This is a genomic window from Pseudomonas sp. SDO52101_S400 (genome assembly GCF_054071635.1).
In genome coordinates this window covers 43,920-65,511 of sequence record NZ_JBSVWF010000020.1, presented here as the reverse complement: position 1 = coordinate 65,511, position 21,592 = coordinate 43,920, and the positions used below count along the sequence as shown (strand labels likewise).

Annotated in this window: 16 protein-coding genes; 8 read left to right on the top strand and 8 right to left on the bottom strand. The window is 61.4% G+C overall.

What is annotated here, in order from left to right:
• The first annotated feature begins 216 nt into the window (after positions 1 to 216).
• The gene (locus ACW9HX_RS12715) at positions 217 to 1,542 is read left to right on the top strand and encodes an APC family permease (protein ID WP_457380884.1); all 1,326 of its coding nucleotides are present in this window, start codon (positions 217 to 219) and stop codon (positions 1,540 to 1,542) included.
• A gap of 12 nt (positions 1,543 to 1,554) precedes the next feature.
• On the opposite strand, the gene ACW9HX_RS12710 is transcribed toward ACW9HX_RS12715, so the two are convergent.
• Genes ACW9HX_RS12710 through ACW9HX_RS12690 form a run of 5 tightly spaced genes read right to left on the bottom strand, consistent with a single transcriptional unit; the run spans position 1,555 to position 9,875 of the window.
• Entirely contained in the window at positions 1,555 to 2,958 is a 1,404-nt protein-coding gene (locus ACW9HX_RS12710) for an ATP-binding protein (protein ID WP_457380883.1), read from the bottom strand.
• Positions 2,955 to 4,769 carry a DAHL domain-containing protein gene (locus ACW9HX_RS12705; protein ID WP_457380882.1) on the bottom strand — a complete coding sequence of 605 codons (1,815 nt, stop codon included), beginning with the start codon at positions 4,767 to 4,769 and terminating at the stop codon, positions 2,955 to 2,957. Before ACW9HX_RS12705 ends, ACW9HX_RS12710 begins: the two co-directional genes overlap by 4 nt.
• Positions 4,766 to 5,734 (bottom strand): cytochrome-c peroxidase, encoded by a 969-nt coding sequence (locus ACW9HX_RS12700; RefSeq protein ID WP_457380881.1) that lies wholly within the window; start codon positions 5,732 to 5,734, stop codon positions 4,766 to 4,768. Before ACW9HX_RS12700 ends, ACW9HX_RS12705 begins: the two co-directional genes overlap by 4 nt.
• Positions 5,731 to 7,605 (bottom strand): putative bifunctional diguanylate cyclase/phosphodiesterase, encoded by a 1,875-nt coding sequence (locus ACW9HX_RS12695; RefSeq protein ID WP_457380880.1) that lies wholly within the window; start codon positions 7,603 to 7,605, stop codon positions 5,731 to 5,733. Before ACW9HX_RS12695 ends, ACW9HX_RS12700 begins: the two co-directional genes overlap by 4 nt.
• Positions 7,602 to 9,875 (bottom strand): GGDEF/EAL domain-containing response regulator, encoded by a 2,274-nt coding sequence (locus ACW9HX_RS12690; protein WP_457380879.1) that lies wholly within the window; start codon positions 9,873 to 9,875, stop codon positions 7,602 to 7,604. The genes ACW9HX_RS12695 and ACW9HX_RS12690 overlap by 4 nt, the downstream gene beginning before the upstream one ends.
• Positions 9,876 to 10,121: 246 nt before the next feature.
• Here ACW9HX_RS12690 and ACW9HX_RS12685 point away from each other — a divergent pair, with 246 nt between their 5' ends.
• The 4 genes from ACW9HX_RS12685 (at position 10,122) to ACW9HX_RS12670 (ending at position 13,178) form a co-directional block, all read left to right on the top strand.
• A complete protein-coding gene (locus ACW9HX_RS12685) occupies positions 10,122 to 11,477 on the top strand; it encodes an HD domain-containing phosphohydrolase (RefSeq protein WP_457380878.1) in 1,356 nt (451 codons plus the stop codon).
• A gap of 71 nt (positions 11,478 to 11,548) precedes the next feature.
• Positions 11,549 to 11,983, top strand: a complete 435-nt coding sequence (locus tag ACW9HX_RS12680; RefSeq protein WP_457380877.1) for an NUDIX hydrolase — start codon at positions 11,549 to 11,551, stop codon at positions 11,981 to 11,983.
• Positions 11,984 to 12,006: 23 nt separating this feature from the next.
• A complete protein-coding gene (locus ACW9HX_RS12675) occupies positions 12,007 to 12,645 on the top strand; it encodes a LysE family translocator (protein ID WP_457380876.1) in 639 nt (212 codons plus the stop codon).
• A gap of 2 nt (positions 12,646 to 12,647) precedes the next feature.
• Positions 12,648 to 13,178: an N-acetyltransferase family protein gene (locus tag ACW9HX_RS12670; RefSeq protein ID WP_457380875.1), complete on the top strand. Its 531-nt coding sequence runs from the start codon at positions 12,648 to 12,650 to the stop codon at positions 13,176 to 13,178.
• Here ACW9HX_RS12670 and metR read toward each other — a convergent pair.
• Complete coding sequence (gene metR, locus ACW9HX_RS12665) at positions 13,162 to 14,079, bottom strand: transcriptional regulator MetR (RefSeq protein WP_457380874.1); 918 nt, start codon at positions 14,077 to 14,079, stop codon at positions 13,162 to 13,164. The two genes, ACW9HX_RS12670 and metR, sit on opposite strands and share 17 nt — an antisense overlap.
• Before the next feature lie 111 nt (positions 14,080 to 14,190).
• On the opposite strand from metR, the gene metE reads away from it, so the two are divergent.
• From metE to ACW9HX_RS12650, 3 genes are all read left to right on the top strand, one after another.
• Positions 14,191 to 16,503, top strand: a complete 2,313-nt coding sequence (metE, locus tag ACW9HX_RS12660) for a 5-methyltetrahydropteroyltriglutamate--homocysteine S-methyltransferase (protein WP_457380873.1) — start codon at positions 14,191 to 14,193, stop codon at positions 16,501 to 16,503.
• A gap of 150 nt (positions 16,504 to 16,653) precedes the next feature.
• Positions 16,654 to 17,688 carry an alpha/beta fold hydrolase gene (locus ACW9HX_RS12655; protein WP_457380872.1) on the top strand — a complete coding sequence of 345 codons (1,035 nt, stop codon included), beginning with the start codon at positions 16,654 to 16,656 and terminating at the stop codon, positions 17,686 to 17,688.
• A 50-nt stretch (positions 17,689 to 17,738) separates the two neighbouring features.
• Entirely contained in the window at positions 17,739 to 18,404 is a 666-nt protein-coding gene (locus ACW9HX_RS12650; protein ID WP_457380871.1) for a DsbA family oxidoreductase, read from the top strand.
• Between the two features lie 37 nt (positions 18,405 to 18,441).
• Here the strand turns inward: ACW9HX_RS12650 and ACW9HX_RS12645 are convergent, their stop codons facing one another.
• Together ACW9HX_RS12645 and ACW9HX_RS12640 are read right to left on the bottom strand one after the other, a co-directional pair.
• The gene (locus ACW9HX_RS12645; RefSeq protein WP_197868494.1) at positions 18,442 to 19,830 is read right to left on the bottom strand and encodes a sigma-54-dependent transcriptional regulator; all 1,389 of its coding nucleotides are present in this window, start codon (positions 19,828 to 19,830) and stop codon (positions 18,442 to 18,444) included.
• Positions 19,820 to 21,592 carry an ATP-binding protein gene (locus ACW9HX_RS12640; RefSeq protein WP_457380904.1) on the bottom strand — a complete coding sequence of 591 codons (1,773 nt, stop codon included), beginning with the start codon at positions 21,590 to 21,592 and terminating at the stop codon, positions 19,820 to 19,822. Before ACW9HX_RS12640 ends, ACW9HX_RS12645 begins: the two co-directional genes overlap by 11 nt.

Sequence of the window (21,592 nt, the reverse complement as noted above, 5' to 3'; positions counted from 1 at the left end):
CGAGTTGAACTCAGGTTTTGAAAAGCATGGAGATCAGCTCCCTTTCCCCCTCGCCCCCTTGGGGGCGGTCCGACGTTTCGGGAGGGCTGGGGTGAGGGGGATGGATCTCAAGTCATACCAGTATTCAGATGACACCAGAACAATAACAAAACACCCGAAACATTCGCCGAACTCGGCCTCTGCCATAAATCCAATAAAATCCGGAGTAAGTCGCCCATGGCTCGTTTGCAACGCACCCTTTCGCTAGGGTCGGTGGTGCTGTTCGGCATCGCCTACATGACGCCGATCATTGTCCTCGGCACGTTCGGCATCCTCGCCCAATCCACCGCCGGCATGGTGCCCGCCGCGTATCTGGCGGCGCTGGTGGCGATGTTCTTCACCGCCATGAGTTACGGGCGCATGGCCGCCGCGTTCCCGGTGGCCGGTTCGGCCTACAGCTACGTGCGCAAGGCGATCAGCCCGAAACTCGGTTTCATCGCCGGTTGGGCGGTGCTGCTCGATTATCTGTTTTTGCCGATGGCGATCTGGCTGATCGGCGCCGCGTATCTGGCTTCGGCGTTCCCGTCGATCCCGCAGTGGATCTGGGTACTGGCGTTCATCGGCATCACCAGCGCGATCAACATCATCGGCCTGAAACTGGCCAACGGCATCAACGCCTTGCTGATGCTGGTGCAATTTCTGGTGCTGATCGCCTTCGTTGCGCTGTGCGTGCATTACGTCGGCGGCGATGCCAGCACGCCGTTGTGGTCGATCAAACCGTTTTTCAACGGCGACATGCAGATGCCGCTGATCATGAGCGGCGCGGCCATCGCCTGCTACTCGTTCCTCGGTTTCGATGCAGTCAGTACCCTCACCGAAGAAACCCGCGACCCGCGCCGCACCATTCCTCGGGCAATCATGTTGATCACCTTGATCGGCGGGCTGATTTTCGTCGGTGTGTCGTACTTCGTGCAGATCGCCCATCCGTCGTTCCAGTTCGACAACGTCGACTCGGCGGCCTACGAGATCGCACGCAACATCGGTGGTGACCTGTTCGTCTCGATCTTCCTGATCGGCCTGATCGTCGGTCAGTTCGCTTCGGGTCTGTCCGCCCAGGCCAGCGGTTCGCGGCTGCTGTTTGCAATGGGCCGTGACGGTGTGTTGCCCAAGTCGTTCTTCGGCACTTTGCACGAGCGCTTCGGCACGCCGGTCAACAGCATCCTGCTCTGCGCGGTGGTGGCGTTGCTGGCGCTGAAACTCGACGTGACCACCTCGACCTCGTTCATCAACTTCGGCGCGTTTCTGGCGTTCAGTCTGGTCAACCTGTCGGTGATTTTTCACTACTGGATTGGCGGCGAGAAAAAAGGCCTGCGCGAGTTGATCCTGTTTCTGGTCTTCCCGTTCATTGGCCTGGTGGCGGACTTGTGGCTGATGGTCAGCCTCGATCACCTGGCGGTGTACCTGGGCCTGAGCTGGCTGGCGATCGGCGTGGTGTATCTGGCGGTGCTCACTGGCGGCTTCCGTCGCCAGCCACCGGAAATGGATTTCCAGGAAGCGACCTGAACGGACCTGACATCAGGCCGCAGGGCGAGTCTGGCGCAATGGCAGTTGCACGCGAAACGTTGTGCCAGCGCCCAATGTGCTGCTGACTGAAATATCCCCGCCGTGTTTTTTCACGATGCCATAAGACAGGGACAGGCCGAGCCCTGTCCCTTGGCCCACCGGTTTGGTGGTGAAAAACGGGTCGAAGATTTTCTGCAGGGTCTCGGGCGCGATGCCCGAGCCGTTGTCGGCGACTTCGATTATCGCCGACTCGCCCTGCACCGCGGTGCGCAGGGTGATGGTGCCGCGTTCGGCCCCCATGGCCTGCGCCGCGTTGACCACCAGGTTCATGATGACCTGATTGATCTGCGAGGGCAGGCACTCGATCTCCGGAAGGTCCTGATATTCCTTGACCACATCGGCCTTGTACTTGAGTTCGCTGGCGACAATGTTCAGGGTCGACTCGATGCCCTGTTGCAGGTTCGCCCACTGCCATTGCTGCTGGGTATCGACCCGGGAAAAGTCCTTGAGGTCCTTGACGATCTGCCCGACCCGGCCGATGCCTTCCTTGGATTCCCGGATCAGCGTCGGGATGTCTTCCAGCAAATAGTCCAGTTCCAGGTGCTCGCGCAATTGCTGCAACTGCGCAGCGGCTTCGGCGGGCAAGTCCTGCCCGGCGGTGTGATAGGCGCCGAGCATGGCCAGCAACTGCTGGAAGTAGCCGTCGAGGGTGCCGAGGTTGGAGGAAATGAAGCCGATCGGGTTGTTGATTTCGTGGGCGACCCCGGCGGCCAGTTGCCCCAGCGAAGCGAGTTTTTCCGACTGCACCAACTGGCCTTCCAGTTGCTTGCGCTCATCGATCTCTCGCTGCAAGGCTTCGCTGGCCTGCTTGAACTGGGCGGTGCGCTGGTCCACCAGATGTTCCAGGTGATGCATTTGTAATGATGCACGTTCGGTCATCTGCCATTTGGTCAGCAGGGTGTTGGCCATTTGCTGGACTTCGATGTTGTCGAAGGGTTTTTTCAGGATCAGCAGCCGGTCGTGAGCGTGCAGCCGATCCAGCAATTCGTCCCAGGAATAGTCGGAATAAGCCGTGCACACCACCACCTGCAATTGCGGATCCTGCAGCCACAACTGCTCGATGGTTTTCGCCCCGTCCCAACCGTCGGGCATGCGCATGTCGACAAAGGCCAGGGCGTAGGGGCATTGCTCCTGCAACGCCAGGTTGAGTTTGGCCAGGCCTTCTTCACCGCCATAGGCCGAGTCCAGTTCGAACGTTGCCCGCCGGGGCTTGGCAGGTGCGCCGAACAGGGCCGCTTCCATCTCGTCCAGCTCCGCCGACTGCGCCTGGGTCGGGGCGAGGATCTTGCGAAAGTCTTCGTGGATCGACGGCATGTCGTCGATCAGCAGAATGCGGCGGTTCGACAGTTCGCTCATGCGTTCTCCGTTACCGTGATCAGCGGAATCTGCAGGGTGAACAGGGCGCCCAGCCCCGGCCCGTCACTGTGGGCGGTGAGATGGCCGTTCATCTCGATGGCCGCCAGGGCGCAGCTGTGCAGGCCGAAGCCATGGCCCTCCTTGCGGGTCGTGAAACCGTGGGCAAAGATCCGCGTCATGTTTTCCGGCGCGATGCCTTCGCCATCGTCCCTGACACTGATTTCCAGAAAACTCCCGTCGACGATCTTCACCCCCAATGTCATGGTCCGTGGGCGGTTGCTGAGGTCGGACATCGCGTACTTGGCGTTGCTGATCAGGTTGATCAGGATCAGCAGCAAACGGTGCTTGTCGCCCATCACCTGGGGCACGTCACCGTACTCCTTGACCACCGTGACGTGGTGCCGGGTGAGTGCGCCGGCATTCATGCGCAGGGCGTCTTCGAGCAGTTCGTTGATGTACAGCGGCTCGGTCATGCTGTTGGCCCCGGCATAGGATTGCTGGGTGGCGACGATGTCCTTGATGTGATCGACGCTCTTGTTCATCTGGGCCAGTTCGTCGGCCATTTCCTGCTGTTCCTGGGCGATGGCGCCCACCAGTTGATTGAGGTAGCCGGGCAGCAGCTTGCCCTTGGCGTCCTCGGTCAGGAACGGCCCGAGGTCATCCGGGTGTTCGTTGATCAGTTGCATGGCCTTGCCCAGCCCCAGGGCTTTGCTGCTGCGCAATTTTCGCGAGATCAGGTCGGAGGAAATGTTCACGCTGTTGAGCACGTTGCCGACGTTGTGCAACACGTTGGTCGCGATTTCGGCCATGCCGGCCTGGCGCGCGGCGTCGAGCAATTCACTCTGCACGTTCTTGAGCTCGCGGGTCCGTTCCTCGACCCTTTGTTCCAGCACATCGTTGGCGGTTTGCAGGGCCGCGTTGACCCGGTTGATCTCGGCAAAACTGCGGATCAGCCGGATGGCCAGCCACAACAGCGACAACATCAGCAGGACGGAAAACTGCAGCAGGTAGAAGTGATATCGCTGATCGATCTTTTCGGCACGCTGCTGATCCTGGTCGAGCATGTTGGTGATGGTGTCGAGACGCTCGGCCACGGGAATCGCTTCGATCTGATCGAGCAGGCGATTGACGATCGGCTGCTCACGCAGGATCAGCGCAATGTGATTGCTCAGGATCCTGATCGGCGTCTGGAAATCCGCTGGCAGGCGTTGCGCGTTCACCGCCAGTTTGTTCAACCCCACCTCGATGTCGGAGGCCTTGTCGTCGGAGGCGACCTGGGCAAACTCGAGTGCACTGAGCAACAGGTCATAGGTGTCGGTGACGATGTTCTGTAACTGAATCTTGTCGAGGTCGGACAGATTGGCAAGTTGCGCCTGAATGTCATCCTCGGCGCTCGGCAGAAAGGCCAGGGAATTGCGCAACAACGCGTTGTGCGACTTGAATTGCTCCACCAGGCGGGTCTTTTCCTGCATGGCTTCCAGGAAGCGTTCGTGGGCATGGTCCCATTGTCGGGAGTCGCTGCGTCCATGCCCGGACTCCATGCTGTCGAAGCGTGCCCAAAGGCGATTCATCTCGTTCATCGGCGAGACCAGCGGATCGTAATTGTGGGTGATCGCCACCCGGGCCTTGAGCACTTCGCTTTCCCACTGCGAATCCTGTTGCTTGATCTGACGGATCAGGTCCCGGGAATCGGTGTAGGTGGCGGTCTGCTCGGAACTGGACTTGAGGTACAGAAACACCAGGATCGAGGCCAGCAAGACGGCCAGGAGGCTGATCAACAGCAGGCTGAACCGGCGTGAGACATTCATCATGGCTTGCCCTCCCAGTGCCCGGTCAGGGTCTTGAGAAACATGATGATCAGCGCCTTGTCCTCCTCGCTGGGCATGCGTCCCAACTGATACTGGAACATCACGTCCACGGCCCGTTCGAGGGTGGGCGCCGAGCCGTCATGGAAGTACGGCGCGGTCAGCGCGACGTTACGCAGGCTCGGCACCTTGAACACGGCGCGATCGTCTTCGTCGCCGGTCACGTTGAACCGGCCCTGGTCAGCCAGCGTCGGGTTGCCGCGATCGGCGATGTAGTCGCCGAACACCCCGAACTTCTGGAACATGTTGCCGCCGATGTTCACCCCCTGATGGCAGGCGATACACCCGTAATCCTTGAAACGCTGGTATCCGTATTTTTCATCGAGGGTCAGGATGTCCGTGTTGCCCAGCAGGTACTGGTCGAAACGGGAACCGGGTGTCAGCAGCGTGCGTTCGTAGGTCGCCAGGGCGTTCTGGATATTGGCTTTCGTCACGGCATCCGGGTAGGCGGCACTGAAAGACTGGCGATAACCGGAATCGTCGGCGATTCGTTGCACCACGCTGCTCCAGTCGCTGCCCATTTCGTGGGGGCTGGTGATGACGACGTTGGTCTGCTCTTCCAGCGTTTCCACACGACCATCCCAGAACTGGCGGAAATTGAGGCTGGCGTTGAGCACGGTGGGCGTGTTGACCGCCACCGGTTGTCCATCGAAGCCCGGGGAAAAGGCGCGGCTGTCAGCGCCGTTTTTATCCAGCTGATGGCAACTGGCGCAGGACAGGGTGTTGTTGACCGAGAGCTGCGGATCGTGGAAAAGCCGACGGCCCAGCTCGACGCGCTTCGGGTCCTGTTTCGGAATCTCGGGCAAGGGTTTCAGCGGCTCGTCCAGCGGCGCGGCAACAGTATTGGCGCAGGAAGCGAACAGCAGAATGAACAAAACGCTGCGGGACGGGCACGTCGGCGGTGTGTTCATGTAACGCTCCAGGGGCCAGGCAACCCGGCCACCAGCAGGCGGGCGAACGCGTCCGCCGGCAGGGCTTTGCTGAAGTAGAAGCCCTGGCCTTCCTCGCAGTCGTGGGCCCTGAGAAACGCCAGTTGTTGTGCGGTCTCCACGCCTTCGGCGATGACGTGCAGGTGTAGGCTCTTGCCCAGACTGATGATCGCGCCGACCAGCGCGGCGTCACTGCTGTCATGGCTAAGGCCGCGAATGAACGACTGATCGATTTTCAACACATCGATAGGGAACCGCCGCAGGTAACTCAGGCTGGAATACCCGGTCCCGAAATCATCGATGGCCAGCTTGACCCCCAGCGCCTTCAACCGGTTCAACGCGCTCATGGTCGCGTCGACGTTCTGCATCAGTACGCCCTCGGTGATCTCCAGTTCCAGCAGGACGGGATCCAGCCCGGTCTCTCGCAGCACCTGTTCGATGCCCTCGACAAAGAGGCGCTGACGGAAGTCGATGGCCGAGGTGTTGACCGACATGCGGATCGGCGGCAGACCGGCTTTTTGCCAGTCTTTCATCTGACGGCAGGCTTCGCCCAGCACCCATTTGCTCAGAGGCACGATCAGGCCACTGTCTTCGGCCACCGGGATAAACTCCGATGGGTACACCCAGCCATGTCCCGGTTTCTGCCAGCGTACCAGCGCCTCGGCGCCCACCACCCGACCGCTGGCCAGATCGATTTTCGGCTGGTAGTGCAGGACGAATTCGTGCCGTTGCAGGGCCTGGCGAATGCCCGACTCGATACCTTGCTGTTCCCGGGCGCGCTGGTTCATGGCTTCGATGAAAAAGCCGATCTCGTTCGGGCCGCTTTCCTTGGCATTGCGCATGGCCGTCTCGGCTTTTTTGATCAGGTCGATCGCCTCCAGCCCGTCGTCCGGATAAATACTGATGCCCACACTGGCGGTGACACTGACGTCGTGGCCGACAATTGTCTGTGGCTCGCGAATGCTTGCCAGCAGTTTCTCGGCGATGCTGCGAGTCTGTTGCGGGTGGTTGATGTCGCTGAGCATCACCACGAACTCGTCGGAACCATAGCGAAAGACCGAGTCCGATTCGCGCACACAGGTCAACAGTTGCTGGCCGACCCGCTTGAGCATTTCGTCGCCCGCCGGATGGCCCAGGGCATTGTTGATGCGCTTGAAGCGATCCAGCCCGAGAAACATCACCACCAGTTGTTTGTCATGGCGCCGGCACGCGGCCAGTGACTGAGTCAGACGGTCGCCGAGCAAAGTACTGTTGGGCAGGCCTGTGAGGCTGTCGTATTGCAGCAGGCGCGAGACCTTGAGCAACTCGTGTACCCGCGCCTCGATGGTTTGCTCAAGGCTGATCATCTTCAGCGCCGCGTCCTGGGCCAGTTGCCATTTCCAGGTCAGGGCATTGGCCATCTGACGGATTTCCAGGGTGTCGAACGGTTTTTTCAGGATCAGCAACTGATCGCCGAACTCCAGCCGCTCGGCCATGGCTTCCCAGCTGTAGTCGGAGTAGGCGGTGCACAGCGCAATTTGCAGGTTCGGATCGACCTCCCACAGTTTTTCAATGGTTTCCAGACCGTCCCAACCGGGCGGCATCCGCATATCGGTAAAGGCGAGGGCATACGGGCGACCCTCCTTGAGCGCGTCTTTCACCAGCTTCAACGCTTCCTGGCCCTGGTAGGCGGAGTCGAGCTGGAAGGTCAGGTGCGGCGACTGGCGGGTGCCGAACAGTGTCTGTTCAAGACCACTCAGATCCGCTTCGCCACCGGTCTCGGGGGCGAGAATCTTGCGAAAGTCGGCATGGATCGCCGGCGTATCGTCGACGATCAGAATGCGCCGGTTGGTCTGGGGAAAAGGCGTTTTCATCCTTCATCCTCCTTGGGCAGCATGGCGGCTGCACTCCCGTCCTTCAGCAGTCTGCCTGCCTGCTCAGGGCTGACCGCTTCGCTCAGGCAAAAGCCCTGCACGTTTTTCAATGGTGCGCAGGGCACGAGGGCACTGCCTTGATCCTCAGGCGTGACGCCTTCGGCGCTGATGTCGATCGCCAGATCCCGGGCGAAATTGACGATCGCCCGCAGCCGGTTGGCGCCATCTTCATCCTGAGCCGCATTGTCGATCAGGGACTGGGCGAGTTTGAGGTGATTGACCCGGTAGGTTTTCAGGTAATCGAACGATGAGTATTCGTTGCCGAAATCATCGATGGCGATGGTCACGCCCAACTCACGCAGGCGCGGCAACGCATCGTTGTGAGTCCATTGGGTCTGGGCCAGCGTGGCTTCGGTGACATCGAAACGCAGGTCCCATGGCGCCAGCTCCCAGCGGGCAGTGATGCGCAACACGTCGTAGATCAGCTCGGGACCTGACTTGAGCTGCGCCAGGGAAATCTTGATCGCCATCACCGGTGGCGCTACCCCATCGTTTTGCCACTGGCGCATCTGCCAGCAGGCGTGATCCAGAATCCAGCGCCCGAGTGGAATGATTGCACCGGTCTTTTCCGCTGCCGGTACGAAGGCCGACGCCGGCAGCAGACCAAGCCTGGGATGTTGCCAACTGACCTGCGCGGCCATGCCCAGAATCTTGCCGCTGTGCAGATCCACTTCCGGCAAGTAATCGAGCTTCAGCCCTCCCTGTGTGAGGGCCGTCGTCAGCTCCTCGGCAAGGACCATGCGTTCGGCCACCTCACGGGTGATGTCCTCGGAGTGGAAGTGATACTGGTTGCGCCCGGACTCCTTGGCGCGGTACAGCGCCATGTCGGCTTGCCCCAACAGGCTGTCGGCATCGAAGCTGGCGGGGCTATAGCTGCTGATGCCGATGCTGACCGAAATGCGCACGGCGTTGCCGCCCAGTTGATAGGGCGCCAGCAGTGCTTCAAGAATCTTGGTGGCCACGGCGGCGGATTGGGTCGGTTCGCTGACGTCCAGTTGCAGGATCGCGAATTCATCGCCACCCAGGCGCGCTACCACGTCGTTTTCCCGAACCCCGGTCTTGATCCGTTGTGCCACTTGCTGCAACAGCAGGTCGCCGACCGGATGACCGAGGGTGTCGTTGATCCGCTTGAAGTGATCCAGATCCAGGTAGAACACCGCGAAGGGCGCCGCCCCCCGACGTGCGGCGGCAAAGGCCTGATGCAGGCGTTCGATCAGCGTGGTGCGATTGGCCAGGCCGGTGAGACCATCCGTGCGGGCCAGCAGGGCCACTTTTTCCTCGGCCACCCGGCGTTCGGTGATGTCGAGGATGATTCCTTCGACTTCCAGCAACCGGCCGTCGTGGTCGCGCACCGGGACGTAGCGGTTTTCCACCCAGCGCCAGGTGCCCTGGCCGGTGCGCAGGCGAAACTCGATCGAGGCGCCCAGGGCATGCCGATCCAGCACCCGCGCCATGGCGGCATCGACACTGGCCTGATCGTCCGGGTGAATCAGCAGCTGTGCCCAGTTGGCCGCCCCCACCAGATCGGCCGCGACATGCCCGTAGCGGGTGATGTTGTGGGAGATGTACATCAAGGGAAACGACGGCTCGCCGCGCAACCGATAAAGGATGGTCGGGCTGTTCTGCACGATGATGTTGGCGTCGGACAGCTCCCGTGTCCGTTCCTGAACCGCTTGTTCCAGCAGGTTCATCTTCAGCGCCGCGTCTTCGGTCATTTGCCATTTGACGGTCAGGGCGCTGGCCAGCTGACGGATTTCGATCGCATCGAAGGGTTTTTTCAGGATCAGCAGGCGATCGTTCTGCGGCAACCGCTCGTCGATGTCTTCCCAGGAATAGTCGGAGTAGGCCGTGCACAGGGCGACTTGCAGCTTGGGATCGACCTGCCAGAGCCGTTCGATGGTTTCCAGGCCATCCCAGCCCGGCGGCATGCGCATGTCGATGAAGGCCATGGCGTAGGGGCGCCCGGCGGCCAGCGCGGCCTCGACTTTGTCCAGGGCTTCGCGCCCCTGGAAGGCCGAATCCAGCTCAAACTGTTGCTTGAGGGGGGCGGAGGCCGTGCACGGGGTGCCGAACAGCAGGCTCTCCGTTTCGTCCAGATTGTCGTCTGCGACCGTGGAGGGCTTGAGGATTTTTGCGAAATCGTCGTGGATCGACACAGTATCGTCGACGATCAGTACACGGCGATTGATGTGCCCGGGCTGTGCGCTCATGGCGCAATACCCGCAAATTCACGCACGTTCGTCATCGGGAGCATCCTTTTCCCCTCATCACATGCCTGCGCGCAGGCCGATGGTGTCGTCCAGCGACTTGAGCATAGTTGCCTCTTCGGCACTTCGCCTTACCCGATGATTTGCACGGTCCCCGCGAAAAAATCATCTAGCCTGTCACTCAGGCGCGGCAAGGGAGGAGGTCTGTCGACACGCCTGCCACGTCCACCGTTTGCGCGAGGCCTCGCCATGGAAGAGCAATCCGCCCCGACTCCGGCCCACCGGCCTGCCGTTTTGCTCGTCGATGACGAGGAGCCGATCCTCAACAGCCTGCGTCGCCTGCTGCGTGGCCAGCCCTATGACGTGTTGCTCGCCACCAGCGGTGCCCAGGCGCTGGAAGTGCTGGCGCAACGTCCGGTCGATCTGGTGATGAGTGATGCGCGGATGCCCAACATGGACGGCGCCACCTTGCTGGCCAGCGTTCGTCAGCTGTATCCGGCGACCACGCGGATCATGCTGACGGGGTATGCCGACCCCTCGGCGATCATCAAGGCTGTCAACGAAGGGCAGATCGACCGCTATATCAGCAAACCCTGGAACGACGAGGAAATGCTCCTGATCCTGCGCCAGGCGCTGGACCATCAGCATCTGGCCCGTGAGCGCGAGCGTCTGGAGCAACTGACCCGGGTGCAGAATGATCAGTTGAAATTGCTCAACAGCACTCTGGAAAAACACGTCAGCGCCCGCACCGCCGAGCTGCAGCAGACCGCCGACATGCTCGACCTGGCCTACGAGGAGCTCAAGCACAGCTATGTGACCGGCACCGAAGTGTTCTCGTTGCTCGCCAACCTGCGCCTGCCCCCGGCCAAACAGACCAACCGGCAGATCATCGAACTGGTGCGTGCCTACTGCAGGGTGCACCAGCTGGACGAAGCCGCCAGCCGTGACCTGGCAATGGCTGCCGCGCTGTACAACATCGGCAAGATGAGCTGGACCGACAGCATGATGACCACCCCTTCGGACCTGTTGCACAGCACTGACCGCGACCGCTATCGGGCTTATCCGAAACAGAGCGAATCGCTGTTGATGACCCTGGACCCGATGAAAGATGCGGCGCGGTTGATCCTGCATCATCAGGAGCGCTGGGACGGCAGCGGGTTTCCCGATCGCCTCAAGGGCGAGGCCATTCCCTTCGGCTCGCGACTGTTGAAACTGGCGGTGGATTTCGTCGAGTTGCAGCGCGGGCTGATTCTCGAGCGGCAAATGAATAGCGATGAAGCGTTGCTGTACCTGCGTCAGTACGCGGGCAAACTCTATGATCCCGAGCTGATCGAGGATTTCATCAAGGTGTGCGCAATGGTCAGCGACATCACCCTGACGGATCCGAGCGTCAAGGTGCTGGGCACCCGGGAACTGGCGGCGGGGATGATTCTTGCGCGCAACCTCAATGCCGACAACGGCATGTTGCTGCTCAATGCCGGCAAGGTGCTGAGTGCACTGCTGGTGGACAAACTGATCAGTTTCGAAGCCATGGAAGGTGGCAAATACAAGGTGTTCGTGAAAGTGCCGGAGGAGGGCGAGGCGGCGCTTCTGGCCCAGTCTTGAGACCGTATGAGGTGACGCTGGCGCAACCGGCATGGGATCCTTGCGGTTTTCTCAAGGCCGGTGGCTGCCCCATGACCTCTGTATCCGCTGTTTCCCCCCGCATCATTCGTATTGCCGCCGCGCTGCTGCTCAACCCCGACGGCCAGACCCTGCTGGTGCGCAAGCGCGGCACCACGGCGTTCATGCAACCGGGCGGCAAGATCGAGGCCCATGAGCTGCCGGTGCATGCGCTGGCCCGCGAGCTGGAGGAAGAACTGGGGCTGGTGATCGATACGGCGCAGGCGACTTTTCTCGGCCAGTTCTCGGCCCCGGCTGCCAATGAGCCGGGGTTCGTCGTGCAGGCCGAGATCTTTCAGCTGACCATCGATGCCGAAGTCTCCCCGGCGGCCGAGATCGAAGAGGTGATCTGGATCGACCCGGCCACCGATGGCGATGTCGTTCTCGCCCCATTGACACGCGACCTGATCCTGCCGTTTTATCGAGCCTCGCTGACCGCGATCGCCTGATCATTCACGCCAAGGACTTCGCCATGATCCCGCTTCAAGACCTGCTGATTTTTGCCGCTGCTGCGCTGCTGATGGTACTGACGCCGGGGCCGAACATGATCTACCTGATCTCCCGTTCGATCTGCCAGGGACGCAAGGCCGGGGTGACCTCGCTGCTCGGCGTGGTGGCGGGGTTCTTCGTGCATCTGTTCGCGGCGGCGGCCGGTTTGACGGCGGTGTTTCTCGCGGTGCCGATGGCCTATGAAGTGTTGAAGTGGGCCGGCGCGCTGTACCTGTTGTGGCTGGCCTGGCAGGCGGTGAAACCCGGTGCGCGCTCGCCGTTCGAGGCGCAGCAATTGCCCGCGGATTCATCGCGCAAGTTGATCACCATGGGTTTTCTCACCAGCGCACTGAATCCGAAAATCGCGGTGTTCTACCTTTCGGTGTTTCCGCAATTCATTTCGCCTGAGCACGGCTCGGTGTTCACCCAGAGCATCATTCTCGGTCTGACCCAAATCAGCGTCAGTTTCTGCGTCAACCTGTTGATCGCGCTGTTCGCGGCGGGCATCGCTTCGTGGTTCGTCAGCAACCCGACGTGGCTGGCGGCGCAGCGTTACTTCATGGGTTTTGTACTCGGCGGTCTGGCGGTGCGACTGATGCTTGAGCAACGCAGGACGGCTTGAACATGTGGATCGAACGGCTGGATGCCAGCCATGCACTGGCCTATCGGGAGTTGATGCTGGAAGCCTACGATCGTCATCCGCAGGCTTTCACCTCCAGCGTTCGTGAACGGGCGGCGATGCCCTTGAGCTGGTGGGAGTCGCGCCTGACCAGCAAGCTTGACGCGGTGTTCGGCGCGTTCGAAGACGGTCGGTTGGCGGGCATCGTCGGCCTGGCGTTCGAGCCTCGGGAAAAGGCCCGGCACAAGGCAACGGTCTTCGGCATGTATGTGTCGGCTGACTTTCGTCAGCGCGGCCTGGGCCTGAAATTGATGGAGGCGGTGCTGGGTGAAGCGCAGCGGCATCCGGCGCTGAAAGTCATTCAACTGACCGTCACCGCCGGCAACGAAGCGGCGTTTCATTTGTATCAGCGCTGCGGCTTCATCCAGTTCGGCCTGGAACCGATGGCCGTGCGGGTCGGCGAGGACTACTTCGACAAGATCCACATGTGGTGCGCGCCTTTCGTGCCAACCGCCAGCCTCAACGAACCGCGCTGACCCCGTCCAGGGTCGAGAACGATGTGTCCTTGGCCGTCAGCAGGAAGTCGCGCATGTACGGCGCGTCCAGCATGTCGGCACGGATCGCCGCATACAGCGTCGCGAACAGACCCTTCTCGCCCAGCCGCTTGGCCTTCACGTAGCCCCGCGAGCTGTATTCATGCAGCGCCCAGTGCGGCATGCCGCACACGCCACGGCCGCTGGCCACCAGTTGCATCATCATTACCGTCAGCTCTGATGTGCGCACTTGCGCAGGTTCGATGTCGGCCGGTTCGAGGAAGCGGGTGAAGATGTCCAGCCGGTCGCGTTCCACCGGATAAGTGATCAGGGTTTCGGTCAGCAGGTCTTCGGGCACGATGTACGGTTTGCTCGCCAGCGTGTGCTGGTTGGCGACCGCGAGCATGGCTTCGTAGGTGAACAGCGGCACGTAGGTGATGCCGGCGATTTCCAGCGGGTCGGATGTCACCACCAGATCTAGATCGCCCCGGGCCAGCGCCGGTAGTGGGGCGAAGGAGAAACCCGAGGCCAGGTCGAGTTCGACTTCCGGCCACGCATCGCGGAACTGGTCGATGGTCGGCATCAGCCACTGGAAGCAGCTGTGGCATTCGATGGCCATGTGCAGACGCCCGGCGGTGCCACCGGCCAGGCGCGCGATATCGCGCTCGGCACCACGCAGCAGCGGCAGGGTCGCGTCCGCCAGTTGCAGCAGGCGCAGGCCGGCACTGGTGAAACGCACGGGTTTGGTCTTGCGCACGAACAACGGCATGCCCATGCGTTCTTCCAGTTCCTTGAACTGGTGGGACAGCGCGGACTGGGTCAGGTGCAGGCGGTCGGCCGCATCCACCAGGCTGTCGGCTTCGCGCAGGGCATGCAGGGTTTTCAGGTGACGGATTTCAAGCACTGCAGGCTCCATGAGGAAAATTTGTGATCAACACGAAAAGGTTGAGTTTGTCTCATGTTGGGTTGGCTGTCGACAATGGCGCCATCTTTTACGCAATGGAGAACACTCGACATGGCCGTGGCTCACACCCTTGGTTTCCCGCGCATCGGCGCTGACCGCGAACTGAAAAAAGCCCTCGAAGCCTACTGGAAAGGCGATCTCGATCAGGCGTCCCTGAATCAGGTCGGCCGTGAGCTGCGCGCCAAGCACTGGCAGCTGCAGAAGGATGCCGGGATCGACCTGCTGCCGGTTGGCGACTTCGCCTGGTACGACCAGGTGCTGACTCACTCGCTGACCTTCGGTGTGATCCCCGAGCGCTTCGACGGCGTGCGTGACGAGCGCGGTCTGCCGACCCTCGACACGTTGTTCGCCATGGCCCGTGGCGCCACGTCGTCCTGCTGCGGCGGCGAGCATGGCAAGACTCAATACGCCCAAGAGCTGACCAAGTGGTTCGACACCAACTACCATTACCTGGTCCCGGAATTCACCGCAGACCAGCCGTTCAAGCTGAGCTGGGAACAGCTGTTCGATGAAGTCGAAGAAGCCAAAGCCCTAGGTCACAACGTCAAACCGGTGATCATCGGCCCGCTGACCTACCTGTGGCTGGGCAAGGCAAAAGGCAACGACTTCGACAAGCTTGATCTGCTTGAGCGCCTGCTGCCGGTGTACAACGAAATCCTCGGTCGTCTCGCCGCGCAGGGTGTGGAGTGGGTGCAGATCGACGAGCCGATCCTCACCCTCGACCTTCCGCAAGCCTGGAAAAGCGCCTTCGAACGCGCCTATCACATCCTTCAGTACTCGCCGCTGAAGAAACTGGTGGCGACCTATTTCAGTGGTCTGCAAGACAACCTCGGCCTCGCCGTCGGCCTGCCGGTACAAGGCCTGCACATCGATGCAGTACGTGCGCCGGATCAGCTCGGTCAGGTGCTGGATCGCCTGCCGACCTACAAGATTCTTTCGGTGGGCCTGGTCAACGGTCGCAACGTCTGGCGCTGCGAACTGGAGCAGGCGCTGGCACAACTGCAACCGGCTCAGGAGCGTTTTGGCGACAACCTGTGGGTCAGCAGTTCCTGCTCGCTGCTGCACAGCCCGGTGGATGTCGAGCGTGAAGACAAGCTCGATCCGGAACTGAAAAGCTGGCTGGCATTCGCCGTGCAGAAGTGCAGCGAAATCTCGGTTTTGCGTGATGCGCTGAACGACCCGCAAGCGCCGAAAGTGCAAAGCGCGCTGGCCGAAAGCCGTGCCATTCAAGAAAGCCGCGCCCGCTCGCCGCGCATTCACAAAGCCGAGGTGCAGGCACGGATCGAAGCGATCAACGCCCGCGATAGCCAGCGTCATTCACAGTTCGCCAAGCGCATCGCCGCACAACAGGCGCGCCTGCAATTGCCGACATTCCCGACCACCACCATCGGTTCGTTCCCGCAGACCGGCTCGATCCGTCTGGCCCGTCAGGCGTTCAAACAGGGCAAGCTGTCGGCCAACGATTACCACGATGCCATGCGCAGCGAAATCCGCCACGCAGTGCAAGTCCAGGAGCGTCTGGGCCTCGATGTGCTGGTGCACGGTGAAGCCGAGCGCAACGACATGGTCGAGTACTTCGCCGAGCAACTCGACGGTTACCTGTTCACCCGTTTCGGCTGGGTCCAGAGCTACGGTTCCCGCTGCGTGAAACCGGCGGTGATCTATGGCGACTTGAGCCGTCCGAAAGCCATGACCATCGACTGGATCACCTACGCCCAGGGCCTGACCGACAAGGTCATGAAAGGCATGCTGACCGGCCCGGTGACCATGCTGATGTGGTCGTTCCCCCGCGAAGACGTGTCGCGCAAAGTCCAGGCACAGCAGTTGGCGCTGGCCCTGCGTGACGAAGTGGTGGATCTGGAAAATGCCGGGATCAAGATCGTGCAGATCGACGAAGCTGCGTTCCGCGAAGGCTTGCCGCTGCGCCGTGCGCAATGGCAGGAATACCTCGACTGGGCCGTGGAAGCATTCCGCCTGACAGCCTCGGGCGTGAAGGATGAAACCCAGATCCACACCCACATGTGCTACAGCGAATTCAATGACGTGATCAAGGCCATCGCCGACATGGACGCCGACGTCATCACCATCGAAACCTCGCGCTCGGACATGGAACTGCTGGAAGCCTTCGAAGCGTTCGACTACCCGAACGACATCGGCCCGGGCGTCTACGACATCCACTCGCCGCGAGTACCGGACACGGCCGAGATGGTCAAGTTGATGAGCAAAGCCGTGAAACGGATTCCAGCGCAACGCCTGTGGGTCAATCCCGATTGCGGCCTGAAAACCCGCGCCTGGCCGGAGACTGAAGCGGCTCTGGTCAACATGGTGGCAGCAGCGAGGCAGCTGCGCAGTCAGTTGGCATAACGCAAAAAAACCGAGGGGAGCGACCTTTTCGCTCCCCTCGGTTTGACCGCTCGGCACTCTTCATCAAACTGTCATCGAACTGTGGCAGCGCGCTTGAACAAACTTCATCAGACTCGCGCTCTACTGGGGTTCTGCGTTTCGGTGTTTTTCATGTTCAAGGGATTTTTTGCAATCGCGGCGTTGTTGGCCGCGGTTTTTTTCGGGCAGGCGTCTTATGCGGCGTCGCGTTGCGACGTCAATGTACCGACTGAACGGGTCGATCTGGAGCAGGTGAGTCTGGCTTACCAGAGCATCGGTCGTGCGTCGGATCCGGCGTTGTTGCTGGTGATGGGGCTGGGCGGGCAGTTGATCCACTGGCCTGACGAAGTGGTGGTCGCCCTGTGTCAGCAGGGTTTTCGGGTGATCCGCTATGACAACCGCGATGTCGGTCTTTCGACCTGGCGCCAGGCACCGGCCGAAGCCAACCTGACGTTTGAAGTGCTGCGCTACAAACTCGGCCTGCCGGTGGCGGCGCCTTACAGCCTGACCGACATGGCCGACGATGCACTGGGCCTGATGGACGCGTTGCACGTCGAGCAATTCCACGTGCTCGGCGCTAGCATGGGCGGCATGATTGCTCAGCATCTGGCGGCCATGGCCCCGCAACGGGTAGAAAGCCTGACGCTGATCATGACCAGCTCCGGCGCCGAAGGCCTGCCGGCACCGAGTGCGGCGCTGGTGCAGTTGTTGTCGCGGCGTGGCGCACCCAATCGCGAAGTGGCGCTGGAGCAACAGGCCGATCTGCTGGCGGCACTGGGCAGCCCGACGGTCACCGATGATCGTCAGATGTTGTTGCATCAGGCGGCGGTGTCCTATGACCGGGCGTTCAACCCCGAAGGCGTAAAACGCCAGATCATGGCGATTCTTGCCGAGCCGAGCCGGGTAGCGCTGCTCAATCAATTGCGAGTCCCGACCCTGGTGGTGCACGGCACGGCCGATCCGCTGCTGCCGGTGATGCACGGCGTGCACCTGGCGGCACACATTCGCGGCAGTCAATTGAAGTTGATTCCGGGCCTGGCCCATCGCTTCCAGGAGGCGTTCAAGGCGCCGTTGCTGGCGGCGGTGTTGCCGTACTTGCAGCAACATCGTGAAGACACCTCCCATTGGGCGCAGATCGAACCGGTGGCCGAACGCAACTTGCTCTAGCGGGTGTATCGTGCAGGTCTTTGACCACGATTGAACGCGCGAGGTGAGTCATGAGTTCTGCCCTGAAAATCGATTTTGTCAGCGACGTTTCCTGCCCGTGGTGCGTCGTCGGTCTGTACGGTTTGCTGCAGGCGCTGGAAATCCTGCGCAATGAGGTGCAGGCCGAGATCCGTTTCCAGCCGTTCGAGCTGAACCCGAAGATGGGACCGGAAGGGCAGAACATCGGCGAGCATATCCAGGAAAAATACGGATCGACCCCGGAGCAGTCGCAGAAGAATCGTGAAGTGATCCGCTCCCGTGGGGCCGATGTCGGTTTCAGTTTTCGCACCGATTCCAACAGCCGCATCTACAACACCTTCGATGCGCATCGACTGCTGCATTGGGCCGGCGAGGAGGGTTTGCAGTTGCCGTTGAAAGAGGCGTTGTTCAAGGCCTACTTCACCGATGGCGGCAACCCGTCCGATCACTCACAACTGGCGCAGATTGCCGACAGCGTCGGTCTGGACCGGCAGCGCGCCGAGGCGATTCTGGCATCCGACGAATTCGCCAGCGAAGTGCGCAAGGAAGAACAATTGTGGCTGTCGCGTGGGGTGAGTTCGGTGCCGACCGTAGTGTTCAACGGGCAATACGCGGTCAGCGGCGGGCAGCCGGTCGAGACCTTTGTCGGGGCGATCCGGCAGATCATGAGCGAGGCGAAGGGCGGCACGGTGAACTGATGCCGCGAGGTGCCCGGGCAATGTCCGGGCACCCTGATCAGCGGACGATCTTGTCCACGTGTATCCCCAGTTTCTTCAACCGATACCAGAAGCTGCGCTCGGAAATCCCGATCAACTGCGCCGCCGCAGCCTGCACGCCGTTGCTCTGCGCCAGCGCGGCGAGGATGTAGGCTTTTTCCACCTCGGCCAGTGCCGCTTCAAGGTCCGCCGGCACGCTGCCTTCAGCGACCAGAGCACCGGGCTCGGTCGGCTGTGAGGCAAACAGATAGGCCGGCAGGTCCTGCTCTTCAATCTCTGCGCCGGAGGCAACGATGGTTGCGCGTTCGACGCAGTTCTGCAGCTCACGAATGTTCCCCGGCCACGAATAGCGGGCCATCGCCTGCAACGCTTCGGCACTGAAACCACTAAAGCGCTTGCCCGCCGCAGCGCCCAGGGTATGGGCGAAATGCCGGGCCAGCGGGGCAATGTCTTCGACCCGCTCACGCAAGGCCGGCAACGGAATCGGGAATACGTTGAGGCGGTAATACAGGTCTTCGCGAAACTCCTTGTTGGCCACGGCGTCCAGCAGGTTCTTGTTGGTTGCGGCGATGACCCGCACATCGACCTTGCGCTCGCGCGGATCGCCCACCGGTTCGATGATGCGTTCCTGCAAGGCGCGCAGGATTTTCGCTTGCAACGCCAGGGGCATTTCGCCGATTTCGTCGAGAAACAGCGTGCCCTTGTCCGCCTGCTGGAAGCGCCCGACCCGATCCGCCACCGCGCCGGTGAACGCGCCTTTGCGGTGGCCGAACATTTCACTTTCCAGCAGCCCTTCCGGGATCGCCGCGCAGTTGACCGCGACAAACGGTTTGTCGGCGCGATTGCCATGCTTGTGGATCGCCCGGGCGACCATTTCCTTGCCGGTGCCGCTTTCGCCGGTCAGCAGGATCGTTGCGTTGCTCTCGCGTACCGAGTCGATCGCGCTCAATACCCGGCGAAAGCTCGGGCTGTCGCCGACCAGGCTGTCGATCTGCTGGTGCTCGTCGAGCTCGGCGCGCATGCGCTGGTTGTCTTTGAGGATGTCGCGAAATTGCAGGGCCTTGCTGACAGTGATGTCCAGTTCATCGATGTCGAACGGCTTGGCGATGTAATCGAAGGCGCCGTTGCGCATCGACTGCACGGCATTTTTCACCGTGCTGTAGGCGGTCATGACAATCACCGGCAACTGCGGGAACCGGTTTTTGATTTCCGCCAGCAGTTGCGGGCCGTCCATACCGGGCATGCGCCAGTCGCTGATCACCAGATCGATGTCTTCGGACTCCAGCACCTTGAGCGCATGCAGGCCGTTGCCGGCGGTGAACACCACAATGTCGTTCTGACTCAAGGCCGATGCCAGCAGGTCGCAGAGCTTGGGCTCGTCGTCGACCACCAGTACGTTATGTGTCATCGCTGTCCTCGTCGAAATCTTCACCGTTGGCCGGAATGTACAGGCTGAACGTGGCCCCGGCATCTTTTTCGCTGACGCATTCGATGCGCCCGTCATGACTTTCCATGATCGAGAATACCTTGGCCAGGCCGAGCCCGGTGCCGGATGCCTTGGTGGTGACGAACGGCGTGAAGATCCGTTCAAGCATATCGGCTTCGATGCCCTGTCCGGTGTCGCTGACACTGATGACTGTGTTGTGCTGATCGCTGTGGATGCCCAGGGTCAGGCGCCCGCCGTCGGGCATGGCGTCGATGGCGTTGACGATCAGATTCAGGCCCGCCTGCTTGAGTTGCCGCGCATCGGCATACAGGGTGGCGGCGGGGGCGCGGTCTTCGATCCGCACATCGATATTGTGGCTGGCCAGTTCCGGGGCGCAGAACCCGACCAGCTCATCCACCAGCGGCCGCGCCAGTTGGGTCGAACGCAGCGGCGCACTGGGTTTGGCGAAGTCGAGAAATTCGGTGATCAGGTCGTTGATGCGGCTGACTTCACTGACTACGTATTCCAGATGGCGCTTGTCGGTCTCCGGCAGGTCGGCACGCCGGTGCAGCAATTGCGTGGCGGTCTTGATGATGCCCAGGGGGTTGCGGATTTCGTGGGCGAGGCCCATCGCGACTTCGCCCAGCGCATGTAACCGATCGCGGCGGCGCAGTTGCGACTCCAGATGCTGCAACTCGCCCAGGCGTTCGCTCATGTGGTTGAAGGTGCTGCTCAGTTCCGCCAGTTCATCGCCACCGGTGACGGGCAGGCGCTGACGGTAATCCCCGGCGATCACCGCTTGCACGCCTTTGGCCAGACCGCGCAGCGGCTGGGTCAGGCGCTGGGAGACCAGCCAGCCCACCGCCAGCGACGCCGCCGAGCTGAGGATGAAGATCAGGATGAACAGGTTGCTCTGGTTCACCAGCCCGACCAGTGTGGTATGGCGCAGCAGACCGCTGAAGACCACGCCTTGCAGCTCGCCGCCTTCATTGAGGATCGGCCGGTAGATGCCGCTGTAACGGTTGGTCGACTGCTCGATCGGTTGCTTGGTGCTGCGCAGTTGCTGTTCGATGTTTTCCGGAACGACCGCAGGGTGATCTTCAAAGCGCTGGGTGGAAAAAATCTCCGAGAAGTCCGCGCCCTTGGCCAGGTACAGACGCAAATCCAGGGAGTGCACGTCGGCCACGCTGGTCAGGAAACTGTTGTCGAGGTAGGTCGCGACAACCAGCTTGTAGTCAGTGCCGCCCTGATCGGTCTCGAAAGTCGAGACCACGGTGCCGGTCGCCACGCCGCCGACTTGCAGGGTCTGCAACACCGCTTTGGGCGCGGTGCTGATTTGCCGCACGATGTCATCGGCGGCAGTGCTGAACACCACTTTGTGGTCGCTGTTGCGGATCAGCGCGACCACGTCGATACCCATCGAGTCTGCGATGTCCGCCGTCAGCTTGTTGTGCTTGGCTGACTGCCGATCCGTGGGCGGACGGGTGTAGCGCAGGAACAACTGCGCGACCCGGGCGTTGTCGCGCAGGATCTCGCTGATCTCGTCTTCGACGATCTTGGTCGACTCCTGCAGCCAGATCCGCACGTTGCTGTCGAAAATCTGCGACAGGGTGGTGGCCGCCAGTTCTGCGGCGATCATGGTCGGGATCACGCTGACCAGCCAGAACGCCAGTACCAGTTTGCGTTGCAGGCTCCAGCCGGAGAGGGCGAAAGGTCGGGCAGTGGCGCGTCGGTCGTTGATCAT